This window comes from Acidovorax sp. GW835-FHT14G06 (assembly GCF_058793595.1).
On the sequence record NZ_JBXAGA010000007.1, the window covers coordinates 99,264 to 115,127 of the forward strand.

Annotated in this window: 14 protein-coding genes; 8 read left to right on the forward strand and 6 right to left on the reverse strand. The window is 65.4% G+C overall.

The annotated features are described in order from the left end of the window. Positions 1–10: 10 nt before the first annotated feature. The 6 genes from AC1Q64_RS13850 to AC1Q64_RS13875 form a co-directional block, all read right to left on the reverse strand. The gene (locus AC1Q64_RS13850) at positions 11–1,345 is read right to left on the reverse strand and encodes a TolC family outer membrane protein (RefSeq protein WP_056744773.1); all 1,335 of its coding nucleotides are present in this window, start codon (positions 1,343–1,345) and stop codon (positions 11–13) included. Positions 1,346–1,462: 117 nt separating this feature from the next. Continuing rightward, complete coding sequence (locus AC1Q64_RS13855; protein WP_121942892.1) at positions 1,463–1,816, reverse strand: rhodanese-like domain-containing protein; 354 nt, start codon at positions 1,814–1,816, stop codon at positions 1,463–1,465. A 32-nt stretch (positions 1,817–1,848) separates the two neighbouring features. Further along, entirely contained in the window at positions 1,849–2,562 is a 714-nt protein-coding gene (locus AC1Q64_RS13860) for a protein-L-isoaspartate O-methyltransferase family protein (RefSeq protein ID WP_492251718.1), read from the reverse strand. A 41-nt stretch (positions 2,563–2,603) separates the two neighbouring features. Then, positions 2,604–5,786 (reverse strand): efflux RND transporter permease subunit, encoded by a 3,183-nt coding sequence (locus AC1Q64_RS13865; protein WP_492251719.1) that lies wholly within the window; start codon positions 5,784–5,786, stop codon positions 2,604–2,606. A 14-nt stretch (positions 5,787–5,800) separates the two neighbouring features. Next, complete coding sequence (locus AC1Q64_RS13870) at positions 5,801–6,970, reverse strand: efflux RND transporter periplasmic adaptor subunit (RefSeq protein WP_492251720.1); 1,170 nt, start codon at positions 6,968–6,970, stop codon at positions 5,801–5,803. Between the two features lie 2 nt (positions 6,971–6,972). Then, positions 6,973–7,719 (reverse strand): TetR/AcrR family transcriptional regulator, encoded by a 747-nt coding sequence (locus AC1Q64_RS13875; protein WP_291438476.1) that lies wholly within the window; start codon positions 7,717–7,719, stop codon positions 6,973–6,975. A gap of 242 nt (positions 7,720–7,961) precedes the next feature. On the opposite strand from AC1Q64_RS13875, the gene AC1Q64_RS13880 reads away from it, so the two are divergent. From AC1Q64_RS13880 to AC1Q64_RS13915, 8 genes are all read left to right on the forward strand, one after another. Further along, complete coding sequence (locus AC1Q64_RS13880) at positions 7,962–8,774, forward strand: GntR family transcriptional regulator (RefSeq protein WP_291438478.1); 813 nt, start codon at positions 7,962–7,964, stop codon at positions 8,772–8,774. Between the two features lie 46 nt (positions 8,775–8,820). Continuing rightward, a complete protein-coding gene (locus AC1Q64_RS13885; RefSeq protein ID WP_291438480.1) occupies positions 8,821–10,023 on the forward strand; it encodes an ABC transporter substrate-binding protein in 1,203 nt (400 codons plus the stop codon). A 96-nt stretch (positions 10,024–10,119) separates the two neighbouring features. Continuing rightward, complete coding sequence (locus AC1Q64_RS13890; RefSeq protein ID WP_492251721.1) at positions 10,120–10,992, forward strand: branched-chain amino acid ABC transporter permease; 873 nt, start codon at positions 10,120–10,122, stop codon at positions 10,990–10,992. Beyond that, the gene (locus AC1Q64_RS13895) at positions 10,989–11,960 is read left to right on the forward strand and encodes a branched-chain amino acid ABC transporter permease (protein ID WP_492251722.1); all 972 of its coding nucleotides are present in this window, start codon (positions 10,989–10,991) and stop codon (positions 11,958–11,960) included. Before AC1Q64_RS13890 ends, AC1Q64_RS13895 begins: the two co-directional genes overlap by 4 nt. Continuing rightward, on the forward strand, positions 11,950–12,711 hold the full coding sequence (locus AC1Q64_RS13900; RefSeq protein ID WP_492251723.1) for an ABC transporter ATP-binding protein: 762 nt from the start codon (positions 11,950–11,952) through the stop codon (positions 12,709–12,711). Before AC1Q64_RS13895 ends, AC1Q64_RS13900 begins: the two co-directional genes overlap by 11 nt. Next, positions 12,708–13,445, forward strand: a complete 738-nt coding sequence (locus AC1Q64_RS13905; RefSeq protein WP_492251724.1) for an ABC transporter ATP-binding protein — start codon at positions 12,708–12,710, stop codon at positions 13,443–13,445. The genes AC1Q64_RS13900 and AC1Q64_RS13905 overlap by 4 nt, the downstream gene beginning before the upstream one ends. An 84-nt stretch (positions 13,446–13,529) precedes the next feature. Continuing rightward, the gene (locus tag AC1Q64_RS13910; protein WP_492251725.1) at positions 13,530–14,492 is read left to right on the forward strand and encodes a Bug family tripartite tricarboxylate transporter substrate binding protein; all 963 of its coding nucleotides are present in this window, start codon (positions 13,530–13,532) and stop codon (positions 14,490–14,492) included. Further along, positions 14,489–15,778: a 3-isopropylmalate dehydratase large subunit gene (locus tag AC1Q64_RS13915; protein WP_492251726.1), complete on the forward strand. Its 1,290-nt coding sequence runs from the start codon at positions 14,489–14,491 to the stop codon at positions 15,776–15,778. Before AC1Q64_RS13910 ends, AC1Q64_RS13915 begins: the two co-directional genes overlap by 4 nt. The last annotated feature ends 86 nt before the right edge of the window (positions 15,779–15,864 follow it).

The following is a 15,864-nucleotide window of genomic DNA, read 5'->3' on the forward strand; positions in this document are numbered from 1 at the left end:
CAAGGACCCATTACTTGGCCAGCAGTGCGTTGACCGCTTCGATGTCCTGCTGCGACAGCGTGCCTGCCGCCTGGCGCAGCTTGAGCCCGCCCAGAAGCACGTTGTAGCGGGCCTGGGCCAGGTCACGCTTGGTCTGGTAGAGCTGGCTTTGGGCGTTGAGCACGTCGATGTTGATGCGCACACCCACCTGGTAGCCCAGCTTGTTGGCGTCCAGCGCGCTCTGGCTGGAGGCTTCGGCCGCTTCCAGGGCCTGCACCTGGCCCTGGCCGGACTGCACGCCGTAGAACGCTGCGCGCGTGGCCTGGGCCACGTTGCGGCGGGCGGTTTCGAGGTCGGCCTCGGCCTTGGTTTCGAGGGCCAGGGTTTCCTTCACGCGGTTTTGCACGGCAAAGCCTGCAAACAGGGGGAGGTTCAGTGCCACGCCCACGCTGGCGGCATTGCTGCGGGCCGTGACGCCGGGCGAGGTGATGGTGCCGTGCAGGTTGCGCGTGACGTTGTAGCCCGCCTGCAGGTCCACCGTGGGCAGGTGGCCGGTTTCGGCTTTTTTGGTCTCCAGCCGCGCAATGTCCAGCGCAATGGCGGCCTGGCGCACGCCGGGCTGCTGGTCGCGGGCGGTGTCCACCCAGGTGGCAAGGTTGTCCGGCACTACGCCAGGCAGTTGCACCGGCAGTGCCAGGGGCTGCGGCTTGGTGCCGGCGATGCCGACCAGCTGGTCCAGCGCCAGGCGCTTGACGCGCAGGTCGTTCTCGGCGGCGATCTCCTGGGCAATCACCAGGTCGTAACGGGCCTGGGCTTCACGCGAATCGGTCACCGTGGTGGTACCGACCTCGAAATTGCGCTTGGCGGCGGCCAGTTGCTCGGACACGGCGGCCTTCTGGGCCTGCACAAAGGTGAGGGTGTCTTGCGCCGCCAGCACGTCGAAGTAGGCCTGGCTCACCCGCACCAGCAGGTCTTGGGTGGCGGCATCCAGCTGGGCCTGGGCCACATCCACGCCGCGTTGGCCTTGTTCCAGCGTGATGCGATTGGCAGGCCGGTACAGCGGCTGGGAGGCATTCACCCCCACGGTCTGTGCCGTACCGGTGTTCTCGATCTTGGGTTTGCTCAGCTCTACGTTGGAGCGGGTGAGGCCCCCGGTGAGTGCGGCGGAAGGCAGCAGGCCGGCGCGGGCCTGGTCGGCCTTGCGGGCTGCGGCGTCCAGCTGTGCGCGCGCCGACTGCCAGGCCGTGTCGTAGGTGCGGGCCGATTCCACCAGCTGCAGCAGGCTTTGGGCCTGGGCTGGTGCGCACAGCGCTGCGCCCAGCGCCAGGGACAGGATGGACAGGGACAGGGGCCTAAACGGTGTCATTGGGGGTCCTTCGGAAGAGTCTGCGAATCGAATCGGGGTGGGCAGCGGCGGGCAGCACTGGGGCATGGGTGCGGCAAGTGCGGTCCATCAACAACGGTCCATCAACCACAAAGGGCGTCAGTAGCGCGGCACCGCCGGATCGCTTTCGTGCGACCAGGCGTCAATACCGCCGGTGATGTTGGCCAGATGCTCGAACCCGTGGTGCTGCAAGAACGAGGCCACGCGCAGGCTGCGGGCGCCGTGGTGGCACAGGCAGGCAATAGGGCGTTGCGCCAGGCGAGCGGGCTCCAGCTCGGCCAGCCGCGCGGGCAACTCGCCCATGGGGATGGCCACCAGCTCAAACCCGTCGGCGCGCACGCTGGCGGTCTGCAGCTCCCAAGGCTCACGCACGTCCAGCACCAGGGGCTGGCTGCCTTCAGGTGCAGCGGCAAACCAGGCAGACAGCTGGGCGGGGCGGACGTGATCGATCATGCAAAACTCCGAAGGCAACCGAAGGGCAGGGGTCAGAACGTGAAGCCAGAGGGCTCGGGGAAGTTCACCAGGCGCGGCGCGATGGTGTCCCAGGGCGATGTGGTCTCAAAGCGGTCGCCGGTGCGGCGGGTCAGGGTGAAACGCATCACGGGCTCGCCACCCACGATGGCGCCCAGGCGGCCCCCATCGCGCAGCAGGGACAGCAGGTGGCTGGGCACCTCGGCCACGGAGCCACTGAGCACAATCACGTCAAACGGGCCGTCAGGGATGGCATCGCGGGCTCCATCGGCCTGGCGCACGTCGGCGTTCTGCACGCCCGCGTCGCGCAGGTTCTCGCGGGCCATTTCGGCCAGCTCGGGGTGGATTTCGAGGGACACCACGCGCTCGGCGCGTGCGGCCAGCAGGGCGGCCATGTAGCCCGAGCCGGCGCCGATTTCGAGCACGCGGTCGGTGGGCAAAATCCGCAGGTCTTGCAGGACACGCGCTTCCACGCGGGGTTGCAGCATGCTGTGGCCTTTGCGTACGGCTTCTTCAGCGTCCGTGCCCAGCAGGGGGACTTCAATGTCCATGAAGGCCATGCTGCGGTAGGCCGGGGGCACAAAGTCTTCGCGGCGCACCACGGCCAGCAGGTCCAGCACGTCGGCGTCGAGCACATTCCAGGGGCGGATCTGCTGCTCGATCATGTTGTAGCGGGCCTGGGCGATGGGATCGCTGATGTTGGCGGACGTGTTCAGGGGCAGGTTCATGGGATTTCTCCGTGGGGCAGATGCAAGGCCGATCAGGACGATCAGGACAAACCTTCGATTTTAGGCGCTGCCGGGGCGCGTCCCATCTTGCGAAGCGCCCACTGGGCCAAGTCGTCCATATAGCAATACACCACCGGCACCACCACCAGGGTCAAGAGAGAAGAGGTAATGACCCCGCCGATCACGGCCTGGCCCATGGGCGCGCGCTGCTCGGACCCTTCGGACAACGCGAACGCCAATGGCACCATGCCAAAAATCATGGCCAGCGTGGTCATGAGGATGGGGCGCAGCCGCACCCGGGCGGCCAGCAGCAGCGCGTCGGCGCGGGGCAGACCGGGCACGGTCTGGCCCTGGTCATTCACGTGTTCCTCGCGGGCACGGATCGCAAAGTCCACCAGCAAGATGGCGTTCTTGGTCACCAGACCCATGAGCATCACCACGCCGATGATGGAGAACATCGACAGCGTGGAGCGGAACATCAGCAGCGCCAGCACCACGCCGATGAGCGTGAGCGGCAGCGACGTCATGAGCGCCAGAGGCTGCAAAAAGCTCTTGAACTGGCTGGCCAGGATCATGTAAATGAAGATGATCGCCATGGCCAAGGCCGAGATGGCGTAGCCAAACGACTCGGCCATGTTCTTGGTGGAGCCGCCAAACTGGTAGCGATAGCCGGGCGGGAAGGTCACGGTCTCCAGTGCCTTTTTGATGTCATTCGAGACTTCACCCGCCGAGCGCTGGGACACGTTGGCGTTCACCGCCACTTCGCGGGTCAGGTCACGGCGGTTGATCTGGTTGGCGCCGGTGGATTCGGTGACGCTGGCGACCTGGTTCAGGCGCACGATGCGGGTCGTCCCGTCGGTGGCGGCCAGGGCAAAGGGCAGGCGCTCCAGGTCGGCCGGGGTGGTGCGCGCCTCGGGGGCCAGGCGCACATTCACGTCATAGGTCTGGTCGTCGGGCGCACGCCAGTTGCCCACCGTGGTGCCTGCCACCAGCGTGCGCAGCGAGGCCGCCATGGGCGCCACCGACAGGCCCAGGTCCGACGCCACTTCACGCTTCACATCCAGCGCAATCACAGGCTTGTCAGGCTTGGCGCTGGTGTCCAGGTCCACGAGGCCGGGGATGCCACGGATCTTCTCGGTGACGATTTTGGTCAGGCGCTCCAGTTCGCGCAGGTCGGGCCCCTGCAGCGAGAACTCCACCTGCTTCTGGCCGCCCACCGCGTCCAGCAGGCCCACATGGGTCACGGTGATGCCGGGCACGGTCTTGAGGCGCTCGCGCAGCACGTCGGACATCTGGTCCACGCTGCGGCTGCGGTCCTTGCGGTCTACCAGTCGCACGTAGATGCTGGCGTACATCTTGCCCTGGGCGTTGCCGGTGTTGATGGTGGCCAGCGTGTAGCGCACTTCGGGCATCTCGCGCAGGATGCCTTCCACCTGCCTGGCCTTGGACTCGGTGGCCTCGAGCGACGAACCCACGGGGGTGTAGAAATTGAGGGAGGTCTCTGAAAAATCGGCCTTGGGCACAAACTCGGTGCCCAGCAGCGGCACCATGACCACGCTCAGCACGAACACCGCCAGGGCAATGACCATGGTGGCTAGCTTGTGCACCAGCGACCACCGCAGGATGTGCTGATAGCCCTCTGCCAGCGCATCGGTGGCGCGGTCAAACCAGCCGGTGACGCGGCCAATGGTTTTGTCGTAGAAGGTGACGGGCGCCGTCTTTTGGCCGTGCGCATGGATGCTCGGGTCGTGCCAGATGCTCGACAGCATCGGGTCGAGCGTGAAGCTCACAAACATCGAAATCATCACCGCCGCGACGATGGTGATGCCGAACTCGTGGAAGAACTTGCCGATGATGCCGCCCATGAAGCCGATGGGCATGAACACTGCCACGATGGACAGCGTGGTGGCCAGCACGGCCAGGCCGATCTCCTGCGTGCCGTCCATGGCGGCTGCGTAGGCGCCTTTGCCCATCTGCACGTGGCGCACGATGTTTTCGCGCACCACGATGGCGTCGTCGATCAGCAGCCCCACGCACAGGCTCAGCGCCATGAGCGTGATCATGTTGATGGTGAAGCCAAACATGTTCATGAACAGGAACGTGCCGATCAGCGCGATGGGCAGCGTCAACCCGGTGATCACGGTGGAGCGCCAGGAGTTCAGGAACAGAAAGACGATGAGCACCGTGAGGATGGCCCCCTCGATCAGCGTCTGGCGCACGTTGTTGACCGCCACGCGGATCGGGCGGGCGCTATCGCCAATGGTTTCGAGCCGCACCCCGGGTGGCAGCTGGTTCTTCAGTTCCACCACGGCAGCGTTCAGGCCATCGACCACCTCAATGGTGTTCTCGCCTTGCGACTTTTGCACCGACAGCAGCAGCGTGCGCTGGCCGTTGTAGAGCGCCAGGCTTTCCACTTCCTGCGCGCCGTCGTTGACGCGGGCCACCTGGTCCAGGCGCACGGGCGCCCCGTTCTTGCGGGCCACGATGATCTTGCCGAAATCCTCGGGCCGCTCCATGCGCGCGTCGATCTGCACCACGCGCTCCTGCGCCAGCGAGCGGATTGCACCCACGGGAAGGTCCTGGTTCTCGTTGCGCACGGCATTGGCCACCTGGTCGGGTGTCACACCAAAGGCTTCCAGGGCCTGTGGGTTGAGGTAGATGTTGATTTCGCGCTTGGTAGCACCCACCAGGTTCACCGCACCCACGCCGCGCACGTTTTCCAGGCGCTTCTTCAGGATCTGCTCGGCCCAGGTGGTCAGTTCCACCGCGCTACGACCCGATTTTTCCTCGGGCAACACGGCCAGCGACCATACGGCGCGGCTGGCGGGGTCAAAACGCAGCACGCGTGGCTCCTTGACCTCGGTGCGCAGCAAGGGGCGCACGGTGGCGACCTTTTCGCGCACATCCTCGGCGGCCTTGCGGCCGTCGATGTGGAGCTGGAACTCGATGATGACAACCGCCGTGCCCTCATAGCTGCGCGAGGTGAGGGCGTTGATGCCCGCAATCGAGTTGACACCTTCCTCGATCTTCTTGGTGACCTCGCTCTCGACGATTTCAGGCGACGCACCGGGGTAGTCCACGGTGACCACCACCACCGGGAAGTCGATGTTGGGAAACTGATCGACCTTCAGGCGCTGGTACGAGAACAGGCCCAGCACGACGATGGCGAGCATCACCATCGTGGCGAACACGGGGTTTTTAAGACTGACTTTGGTGAACCACATGGCGCGTCCGCTGGTCAGGGCGCAGTGCGCGAGGCGGGAGCGGCTTGTGGCGCAGCAGTTGCCGCCGCCACGGGCGTGCCCTCGCGCAGCGAACCCATGCGGCCTGCAATGACCGTCGTGCCCACGGGTACGCCGTCCACCGCGACCAGGGTCTGCCCATTGACCACGGCGCGCGCTCCCGTCTGTACCGGCGCATAGGCCACGCGGCCCTCCTTGATCGTCTGGAGGTAGGGTGCCGGTTTGTCGGTGCGCACGGCATCCAATGGAACGGTCAGTACCTGCGCACTGCCCGTGGCCAGAAGGCCTTGCACAAACAGGCCCTGGCGCAGGCTGGCGTTGTGGGGTGCCTGGTCCACCCGCAAATAGACTGGCACGGTGCGGCTGCCCGCCTGGGCGCTGGGGTTGATGCGCACGACGGTGGCTTGTACCGGCGCCGGGGCGCCTTCGACCGTGAGCTGGGCCTTCTGACCCACACGCACGCCGATGGAGTCAGCCGGGGTGAGCAGGGCTTCGAGTTCCAGGCGGGAGAGGTCCACCACTTCGATGATGCGGGCGTCGATGGGCACCCGCTCTCCCGGCTGGGCCAGCCGCTGCGCCACCAGGCCGCTGATGGGGCTTTTGAGGACGGTGTCTTCGAGCGCCTTGCGGGCGACATCGGCGGCCGATACGGCGGCCTGGTAGCTGGATTGGGCCGCTTCCAGGCTGGCCTGCGAGGTGACCAGCGCCGTGGCAGAGATAAAGCCCTGGTCTACCAGTGCACGGTTGTTGTTGTACTGCCGCTGGTTGATGTCCACCTGCGATTTGGCTGCATCGGCCTGTTGCTGGGCCTGGCGCAGTCGTGCACGGGCTTCGGTCGGGTCGATGCGGGCCACTTCCTGTCCCGCCTTGACGCTGTCGCCTTCCCGCAAAGTCAGGCCCTGCAGCTCGCCGGCCACGCGTGCCTTGACCATGGCCGAGTCCACGGCGCGCAAGGAGCCTGATACCGGCACCCCCAGCGAGAGCAGAGACGACTGCACGGTGAGCACTTCATTGGCTGCCAGTTGCAGCGGCGCCTCGGCGCGCTGGGTGGAGGCATCGGCCAAAGCCTTCTGCTGCGCCTGCCGCACCGCCATGGCACGCCATACACCGCCGCCGAGCAGCACAACAACGATGGCTGCGGCCATCCAGGGAATCCATCGTTTCATGGTCAGGGTGTGCGCAAGCGCGTGAAAGAAGGGGGAGGGGACGGCTTGTCAGACGGCAATGTGCCCGCTGCGCGCGAAGCTTCCGGCGCTTCGGGGCGCACACACAGACCGTGCAGGAGGTTGTCGATCTGGGTCTCGATGTACTGCTCAGGCGTCAGCTCCTGGGCATCGGGCACGCAGGCGCCCACCGAGTGCTTCCACATCATGAGAAAGATCATGGGTGCGAGCACCAGGTACACGGCGTAGTCGAGGTTCACGGGACGGAACTCGCCCCGTGCAATGCCACGCTCCAGGATGCGGCGGATCAGCGCCTGGCCGGGCAGAATGACTTCGTGCTGGTAGAACTGCGCGATCTCGGGGAAGTTCTGCGCCTCGCTGAGCATGAGCTTGGTGATGCCGGATGCCTTGGTGCACCCGATGCGCTCCCACCAGACCTGGTAGCAATAACGCAGGACCTCGCTGGTGGTTCCTACAAAGGTCTCCAGTTCGCTGTTCCACTCGGCAAAGCGACCGGCGATGTTCTCGCGCACTACAGCCTTGAAGAGTTCTTCCTTGCTGGGGAAGTACAGAAACAGCGTGCCCTTGGATACTCCGGCGCGCGCTGCCACCTCGTCCACCCGGGTGGCGGCAAACCCTTTCTCGACGAACAGGTCAAGCGCGGCCTCCAGCAGCTCTCCTGGGCGGGCTTCCTTGCGGCGCTCGCGTTTGGTGCTGGTCGTGGCAGTGGAGGGCAGGGGGGTGGGGGACAAACCGGGTATTTTTAATGACTGACTGGTTAGTAATGTAGCCAATGCCTGTGGGCGCGTCAATGCGGCCTTGTCGCATGGCGTCATACAGGCTGCTTGCTTTGTTTCGCTGCGGGGCCCATCCGGCCTCGCTGGCACGGTGGTTGCATGTACTCGGTTGTGTGCACCGGCGACACAAATGTCTGCAACATGGCAAATTTTGCTCTTAAATGTCTTATTGACAGGACATTAGAACTATTCCTAACATGACCCCCATGCCTTCCAACAACCTGCCGCTCCCCAAGTACCACCAGATCTATCTGGTGCTGCGTGAACAGTTGCAGGAGGGCCGCTTTGCCGACGGTCTGCCCGGCGAACTGGCGTTGATGCGGCAGTTCGCGGTGGCGCGCGTGACGGTGCGCCGTGCGCTGGAACTGCTGGAGGGCGAGGGCATGATCTCCCGCGAGCCCGGCCGGGGCACCCGCCCTGTGCCACCCGCCCCATCCATTGCCAACGGCACAGGTGGCGAGGGCGAAAACAGTCGCGCGCATCTCACCGGCCTGCTGGAGAACCTGGTCAGCATGGGCCTGCGCACCTCCGTCAAGGTGCTGGATGTGGACACGGTCACTGCGTCCCGTGCGGTGGCCGGCGCGCTGAACATTGCGGTGGGCGACGCGGTGCAAAAGGCGGTCCGGGTGCGCAGCACCAAAGAGGGGCCGCTGTCCCATATCACCACCTATGTGCCTGCCGATATCGCCCGCCAGTTCGGTCGGCGTGAGCTGGCACGCAAACCCATCCTGGTGCTGCTCGAAGAGTCGGGGGTGAAGGTGGGCCGCGCCCACCAGACCATCTCGGCCAAGCTGGCCGACGCCGTTGTGGCTCGGCACCTCGATGTCTCGGTGGGCTCGGCCCTGCTGGCGGTGCGCCGATTGATCTATGACGACCAGGAGCGCCCAGTGCAATGGCTCCACGGCCTGTACCGGCCGGACCGCTACGAATATGAAATGCAGCTGTCCCGCGTGGGCAGCATCGACGCCAAGGTCTGGGTCAGCAAAGAGCTGTCGGCCCAGTTCCACTGAATCAATCCCCCAACCTCAACCCCACCCACCTGCCAGGAGAATGCCCATGAGTACTCGCCGCCATTTCATGTCCCAGTCGGCCGCCGCCGCGTCGGCGCTGGCCTTCCCATTGGTGGGCGGGGCGCAGGCCAAGTCCGTCAAGGTGGGGGTGCTGCACCCTGTGACCGGCGCACTGGCCTATTCGGGCCAGCAGTGCCGCGAAGGCGCAATGATGGCTATCGAAGACATCAACAAGGCCGGCGGCATCAAGGCTCTGGGCGGCGCCAAGCTGGAAGCCCTGCTGGGCGACGCGCAGTCTCAGCCCCAAGCCGGCGCAGCCGAAGTGGAGAAGATGAATGAAGCGGGCGTGTCGGCCGTGGTGGGGGCGTTTGCCTCGGCCATCTGCCTGGCCACTACGCAGGCCGCCGCCAAGTACAACCTGCCGCACATTGTGGATGTGGGCGTGGCTGACCAGATCGTGGAGCGTGGCCTGAAGAACACCTTCCGCTTTGGCCCCGGCTACAAGAAGTGCGCTGAAACCGCCGTGGCCAACCTGCATGTGCTCAACACGGCAGCAGGCAAGCCTGCCAAGACGGTGATGATCATCCACGAGGAGTCGCTGTTCGGAACCGGCACCGCACAGCTGCTGGCACGTGAGCTGCCCGGCTACGGCTACGAGATCAAGGAAGTCGTCAAACACGCCAACCCCACGCGCGACTTCAACAACATCGTGCTGCGCATGAAGGCGATCAATCCCGACATCGTCATCCCCGCCAACTATTACAACGAATACGCATTGCTGGTGCGCACCATGCAGCAGCAAAAGGTCACGCCCAAGGCCATCTACTCGGTGCTGGGTGGCGCTGCGTCAAGCTACAAGTTCGTCAAGGAGTTTCCCGACGCAGCCAACGGCATCATCGACTGCAACCACTGGTTCAACCCCAAGGACAAGCGCGCGCAGGACTTGAAAAAACGCGTCGAAGCCAAGGGCCTGTTCTTCAGCTACGAACTGTTCATGACCTACACCTCGATGTGGCTGCTGGCCGATGCGCTGGAGCGTGCCAAGTCGATGGACCGCGCCGCCCTCATCGACGCGCTGGAAAAGAGCACCTTTGCCGATCACATCATGCCGTACGGCCCGACCAAATTCGTCAATGGACAGAACCAGGGCGCCCAGCCGCTCATGACCCAGGTGCTGAATAAGGACATCAAGGTCATCATCCCGCGCGACTACCGCGAAGCGGACCCGCTCTTCCCGTTGAAGGCCTGAACTCCACCACTTTTCGGCCCTGAATGCAGGGGCTGCGGGGCGCTCCCACGCGGAGCGCCAGGCCGCGCCTTTGCCTTAACGCCGAACTCCACACCCATGTTCGAGCTCAGCATCCTCTTTCCTTCCATCCTGAACGGCCTGACGACGGGCGCGGTCTACGCCCTGATCGCGCTCGGGCTCACGCTGATCTACGGCGTGCTGCACATCATCAACTTCGCGCATGGCGCGTCGCTGATGCTGGCGCTGTATGCCGTGTACCTGCTCAAGCAGCACTTCGGGCTGGACCCGTACCTCGCGCTGCCCATCCTGGTGCCGGGCATGTTTGCCCTGGGCTACGGCCTGCAGCGCCTCGTCATCAACCGCGCCAGCCACGGCAAGGACGAGAACATCCTGCTCGTCACGCTGGGTATCTCGATCGTCATGGAGAACCTGGCGCTGCTGTTCTTCAAGTCCGACACACGCACCATCGATACGGCCTACACGCTGACCACCGTGGCTGTGGGCCCCGCCATGATTGCACTCCCGAAGCTAGTGGCCTTTGCCGGGGCGCTGGTGGTGTCGGGCGTGTTGCTCTGGATCGTGGGCAAGACGGACCTGGGCCGCGCCATCCGGGCCGTAGCCAAGGAAAAGCATGGCGCCAAGCTCATGGGCATCAACGTGGACCACGTGTATGCCATGAGCTTTGGTATCGGTCTGGCTTGTCTGGGTGCAGCCGCGTGTTTTCTGCTTCCGGCTTACTACGTGAATCCGCAGGTGGGCGGCGGCTTTGTGCTGGTCGCCTTCACCATCGTGGTGCTGGGCGGCATGGGAAGCTTTACGGGTGCGCTGGTGGGGGGGCTGCTGATCGGGGTGGTGGAGTCGCTGGGCGGCCTGTATCTGGGCGAATCGCTGGGGCAGATCGGCATTTTTGCCATCTTCATCGCGGTGCTGCTGTTTCGCCCGCAGGGCCTGTTTGGAGCCAAGGCATGAAGCAACTCTGGACCATTGGATTGTTTACCGTCGTCGTGGCGGCCGTGACGGGCGTGTCGGACTCCGGCGTGCTGCTCAACTTTGTGATGATGGCGCTCTACGCTGCCTTGCTGGCCCAGGCTTGGAACATTCTGGGCGGCTTTGGCGGGCAGTTCTCGTTTGGCCACGCGCTGTTCTTTGGCACGGGGGCCTACATCCAGGCCATTGCGCAGATGCAAGGCGGCATCAATCCCTGGGTGGCCTTGCCCATGGCGGTGGGGGGCAGCGCGCTGGTGGGGTTGTTCGTGGGCGGGCTGTCGTTCCGCTACGGGCTCAAGGGCTCGTACTTTGCGCTGGTCACGCTGGCCTTTGCCGAGGTGTTTCGCATCCTGGCACTGTCGGTGCCGTTCACTGGCGCGGGTGTGGGGCTGATGCTGCCGCTCAAGGAGTCATTGGGCAACATGCAATTCGGCTCGCGCAAGGGTTATGTCTTTCTCATCCTGGCGCTGGTCACGCTGGCGCTGCTGGTGAGCTGGTGGCTCAAGAACTCGCGCTTTGGCGCCTGGCTGCAGGCCGTGCGCGACAACGAAGACGCGGCGCGTGCCATTGGCGTGAATCCTTTCAACGTGAAGATGGGCGCCATCGCACTGTCGGGCGGTTTCATGGGCGCAGCCGGTGCGTTTTATGTGCAGGTGTTCCAGTACATCGACCCGGGCATTGCCTACGGCTCCGTCACGTCGGTGGAAGCCCTGGTGGCCGCCATCGTGGGCGGCATCGGCACCGTTTGGGGGCCCGTGCTGGGCGCTCTGGTGCTGCACATCCTGGCCGACATCACGCGCAACCTGTTCGGGCAGCTGCCGGGCATCAACATGGTGATCTATGGCGTGGTGCTGGTGCTCATCGTGATGTTCCTGCCGCGCGGTATCGCGGGTATCGGGCAGTCGGTGGTGGCGGTTTGGAAACGTTCGGGAGGCCGCCATGGCCAATGACCTGTTGCAGCTCAGTGGATTGAGCAAATCGTTTGGTGGGCTCAAGGCAGTTCAAAACGTGAGCCTGGCTGTGCCAGAAGGTTCGCTGACCGCGCTCATCGGCCCCAACGGGGCTGGCAAGACCACGCTGTTCGCGCTGATGTCGGGCTTTGTGCGGCCCGATGCAGGCACGGTGCGCTTTGCAGGGCAGGACATCACCGGCCAGGCACCCCACATCATTGCCCGGCTGGGCATGACGCGCACTTTCCAGATCGTGCAGCCCTTTGCGGCACAAACCGTGCGTGAAAACATTGCCGTGGGCGCGCATCTGAAGCAGCCCAACCGCCGCGAGGCGCTGGCGCTGGCCAGCGACGTAGCGGCCCGCGTGGGCCTTTCGCCCCAGCTGGACAAGCCTGCAGCCGACCTCACGGTGGCGGGCCGAAAGCGGCTGGAGCTGGCGCGCGCGCTGGCGACACAACCGCGCCTGCTGCTGCTCGATGAAGTGCTGGCAGGCCTCAATCCCCAGGAGATTGCCGAGATGATTCCCGTGGTGCGCGGCATTGCCGATGGTGGCGTGACCGTCTTGATGATCGAGCACGTGATGCAGGCCGTGATGAACCTGGCCGAGCATGTGTGGGTGCTGGCGCAGGGCCAGTTGATTGCCGAGGGCAGCCCGGGCGTGGTGACTTCCGACGAGCGCGTGATCGAGGCCTACCTGGGTCACGGCACGGCGGCGCGCCTGCGTGCCGCTGCAGCGAAGGAGGCCGCATGAGCAGCACAGCTCCATCGTCTGCACCCAGCGCCTTGCTCAGCGTGATGGGCCTGCGCGGTGGCTATGGCCGCGTCGAGGTCCTGCGTGGCGTGGACCTGCAGGTCCAGCCCGGCGAAACCATCGCCCTGCTGGGCAGCAACGGCGCGGGCAAGTCCACCTTCAACAATGTGGTCTGTGGCATTTACAAGGCCTGGGGCGGTACCGTCGCCTTCGGGGGTGTCGACCTGAGCGGCGCGCACTACACCGAGGTCGTCAAGGCTGGACTGATCCAGGTGCCCGAAGGGCGCAAAATTTTCCCCAACCTCAGCGTGCTCGAAAACCTCTCGCTGGGCAGCTTCACCCGCGCGCGGGAGCGCAGGGCCGACAACATCGACAAGGTGTTTGCCACCTTTCCGCGCCTGAAGGAGCGCACCACCCAGCTCGCCGGCACCATGAGCGGCGGCGAGCAGCAGATGCTGGCCATTGGCCGCGGCCTGATGGCAGAGCCGCGCCTGCTGATTCTGGACGAGCCCTCGCTGGGCCTTTCGCCCCTGCTGGTCGAGGAGATGTTCGGCCTGATCCGCCAGCTTCGCGCCACCGGGCTGGCGGTGTTGCTGGTCGAGCAGAACGTGGGCCAGTCGCTGGAGATTGCGGACCGTGCCTACGTGATGGAAAACGGCAGCATCCGCTTTTCTGGCGCGCCCGACGAACTGCTGCGCAGCGACGACCTGCGCCGCGCCTATCTGGGGCTTTGAATCCCATGCTCCTCGCCCATGCCATCCTGTTTGACCAAGGCACGGTGATGCCTGCGCTGTGACCGAAGAAGGAGACACCACACCATGATCCAACGCCGCAGAATCCTCCAAGCTCTTGCCCCTGTGCCGGCCTTGCTGATGGGCGGGCGGGCCTTTGCCCAGTCCGCGCCCATCCGCATCCTGGTTGGCGCCCCGGCCGGTGGTTCCACCGACACCCTGGCGCGCACCCTGTCCATCGAAATGGGCCGCCTGCTGGGCCGCACCGTGATCGTCGAGAACCGGCCCGGTGCGGGCGGCAACATCGCGGCCGATGCTGTAGCCAAAGCCGCACCCGATGGCAACACGCTGCTCATGAGCTTCACCAGCCATGCCATCAACGCCAGCCTCTATCCCTCGCTGCCGTTCGACCCTATCAAGGACTTCACCCCGCTGACCTGTGTGGCCACCTCGCCTTCGGTGCTGGTGGCCCACCCCTCGCTGCCTGCCAAAGATGTGCGTGAGCTGATCGCACTGGCCAAGGCCAAGCCAGGCAAGCTCAACTTTGCGATCGGCGCGGTGGGTTCATCGCTGCACCTGGCGGGCGATGCCTTCAAGATGCAGTCGGGCGCCTACATCGTCAACATTCCGTACCGGGGCACTGCGCCCGCGTTGCAGGATGTGCTGGCCGGGCAGGTCGACCTGATGTTCGCCGCCGTGGGCAATGCGCAGGCGCAGATCCGCGCGGGCAAGCTCAAGGCGTTGGGCGTGACCAGTGCCAAGCGCCTGCCCGCCTTTCCGGATGTGCCAGCGATTGCCGAGGTGCTGCCGGGCTACGAATCCAGCGCCTGGTTTGGCCTGTTTGGCCCCGGTCAGATGAACCCTGAGCTGGCCAAGCGCCTGAGCGATGCTGCACGCCAGGCCATTGCCACCCCCGACGTGAAAAAGCGCCTGGAGCTGGAAGGCGCCGTGCCCGTGGGCAACAGCCCTGACGAGTTTGCGCGCTTTGTGCAGGCCGAGATCCCGCGCTGGGCCAAGGTGGTGAAGTTTGCTGGAGCCAAACCCGAATGACCGCCACCCTTGATGCTGCAGCCAGCACACTGGCCCAGAAGCTCGTGGCCCGCGCCAGCGGCCGCGCCAGCGTCACGCCCGGTGAAATCGTGAACTGCCGGGTGGATCTCGCCATGTTCCACGACTCGTCCGGCCCCCGGCGCCTCAAGCCCATGCTCGACGAACTGGGCGCGCAGATCTGGGACAAATCCCGCGTGGTCCTTGTCATGGACCACTACCTGCCCGAGCGCGACGAAGAATCCCGCCGCATCGTGCGCATTGCCCGCGACTGGGCGCGCGAGCAGGCCTTGCCCCATGTATATGACGGCCAGGGTATCTGCCATGTGGTGGTACCCCAGCACGGACATATCCGCCCCGGCATGTTCTGCGTAGGCGGCGACTCGCATTCGCCCACAGGCGGTGCCTTTGGTGCCTACATGTTTGGCATCGGCAGCACCGAAATGCTGGGTGTGGTGGTGACCGGCGAAATCTGGCTGCGCGTACCCCTCACATTGCAGATGCATTGGAGCGGACAGCTGGCCCCCGGTGTGACCGCCAAGGACATGATGCTGCACATGATTGGCCGCTTTGGCATGAACGGCGGCCAGTACCAGGCCGTGGAGTTTGCCGGCCCCGCCGTGCAGGCGCTGGGCATGCAGGAACGCATGACGCTCTCGAACATGAGCGCCGAGCTGGGCGCCCAGGCCGGGCTGATTGCCCCCGACGCCACCACGCGCGACTGGCTGCGGACGGCGGGCGTGCCCGACGCAGATCTGCAGGGGCTGGAGGCCTGGCGCACCGACGAGGGCGCAGCCCTCACGCGCCACACCTTTGACGCCACCACGCTCACGCCCCAGGTCGCCGCGCCGCACAGCCCCGCCAACGCAGCGCCGGTAGCGCAGCACGCGGGGCAGGGCATCGACGTGGCCTACATCGGCGCGTGCACGGGCGCCAAGCTGGACGACCTGCGCGCAGCCGCAGCCGTGCTGCGCGGCCGGCGCGTGGCACCCGGCGTGCGCCTGATGGTGGCCCCTGCCAGCCAGCAGGACCAGGCCGCCGCACGCGACGAGGGCGTGCTGCAGGTGCTGCAGGGCGCGGGGGCTGAACTGTTCCCTACCACTTGCGGTGCCTGCGCAGGCTATGGCGACACGGTGGGTGACAACACCACCGTCATCTCCAGCACCGCCCGCAACTTCAAGGGCCGCATGGGCTCGGCCACCGCGCAGGTGTATCTGGCGTCGCCGTACACCGTGGCGGCATCGGCCGTGCGCGGTTGCATCACCGACCCCCGCGAGGTACTCGCATGAGCATGATTCACCCCCTGAGTCGCTTCGCGCCTTCCCCCTCTCTCGCTGCGCGGGAGGGGGACGCCACCGGTGGCCTGGCAAAGCCA

What these genes read in the sequence shown, in the direction of transcription:
- AC1Q64_RS13850 (WP_056744773.1), bottom strand. Translation starts at nt 1,345, where the DNA reads ATGACACCGTTTAGGCCCCTGTCCCTGTCCATCCTGTCCCTGGCGCTG.
- AC1Q64_RS13855 (WP_121942892.1), bottom strand. Translation starts at nt 1,816, where the DNA reads ATGATCGATCACGTCCGCCCCGCCCAGCTGTCTGCCTGGTTTGCCGCT.
- AC1Q64_RS13860 (WP_492251718.1), bottom strand. Translation starts at nt 2,562, where the DNA reads ATGAACCTGCCCCTGAACACGTCCGCCAACATCAGCGATCCCATCGCC.
- AC1Q64_RS13865 (WP_492251719.1), bottom strand. Translation starts at nt 5,786, where the DNA reads ATGTGGTTCACCAAAGTCAGTCTTAAAAACCCCGTGTTCGCCACGATG.
- AC1Q64_RS13870 (WP_492251720.1), bottom strand. Translation starts at nt 6,970, where the DNA reads ATGAAACGATGGATTCCCTGGATGGCCGCAGCCATCGTTGTTGTGCTG.
- AC1Q64_RS13880 (WP_291438478.1), top strand. Translation starts at nt 7,962, where the DNA reads ATGACCCCCATGCCTTCCAACAACCTGCCGCTCCCCAAGTACCACCAG.
- AC1Q64_RS13885 (WP_291438480.1), top strand. Translation starts at nt 8,821, where the DNA reads ATGAGTACTCGCCGCCATTTCATGTCCCAGTCGGCCGCCGCCGCGTCG.
- AC1Q64_RS13890 (WP_492251721.1), top strand. Translation starts at nt 10,120, where the DNA reads ATGTTCGAGCTCAGCATCCTCTTTCCTTCCATCCTGAACGGCCTGACG.
- AC1Q64_RS13895 (WP_492251722.1), top strand. Translation starts at nt 10,989, where the DNA reads ATGAAGCAACTCTGGACCATTGGATTGTTTACCGTCGTCGTGGCGGCC.
- AC1Q64_RS13900 (WP_492251723.1), top strand. Translation starts at nt 11,950, where the DNA reads ATGGCCAATGACCTGTTGCAGCTCAGTGGATTGAGCAAATCGTTTGGT.
- AC1Q64_RS13905 (WP_492251724.1), top strand. Translation starts at nt 12,708, where the DNA reads ATGAGCAGCACAGCTCCATCGTCTGCACCCAGCGCCTTGCTCAGCGTG.
- AC1Q64_RS13910 (WP_492251725.1), top strand. Translation starts at nt 13,530, where the DNA reads ATGATCCAACGCCGCAGAATCCTCCAAGCTCTTGCCCCTGTGCCGGCC.
- AC1Q64_RS13915 (WP_492251726.1), top strand. Translation starts at nt 14,489, where the DNA reads ATGACCGCCACCCTTGATGCTGCAGCCAGCACACTGGCCCAGAAGCTC.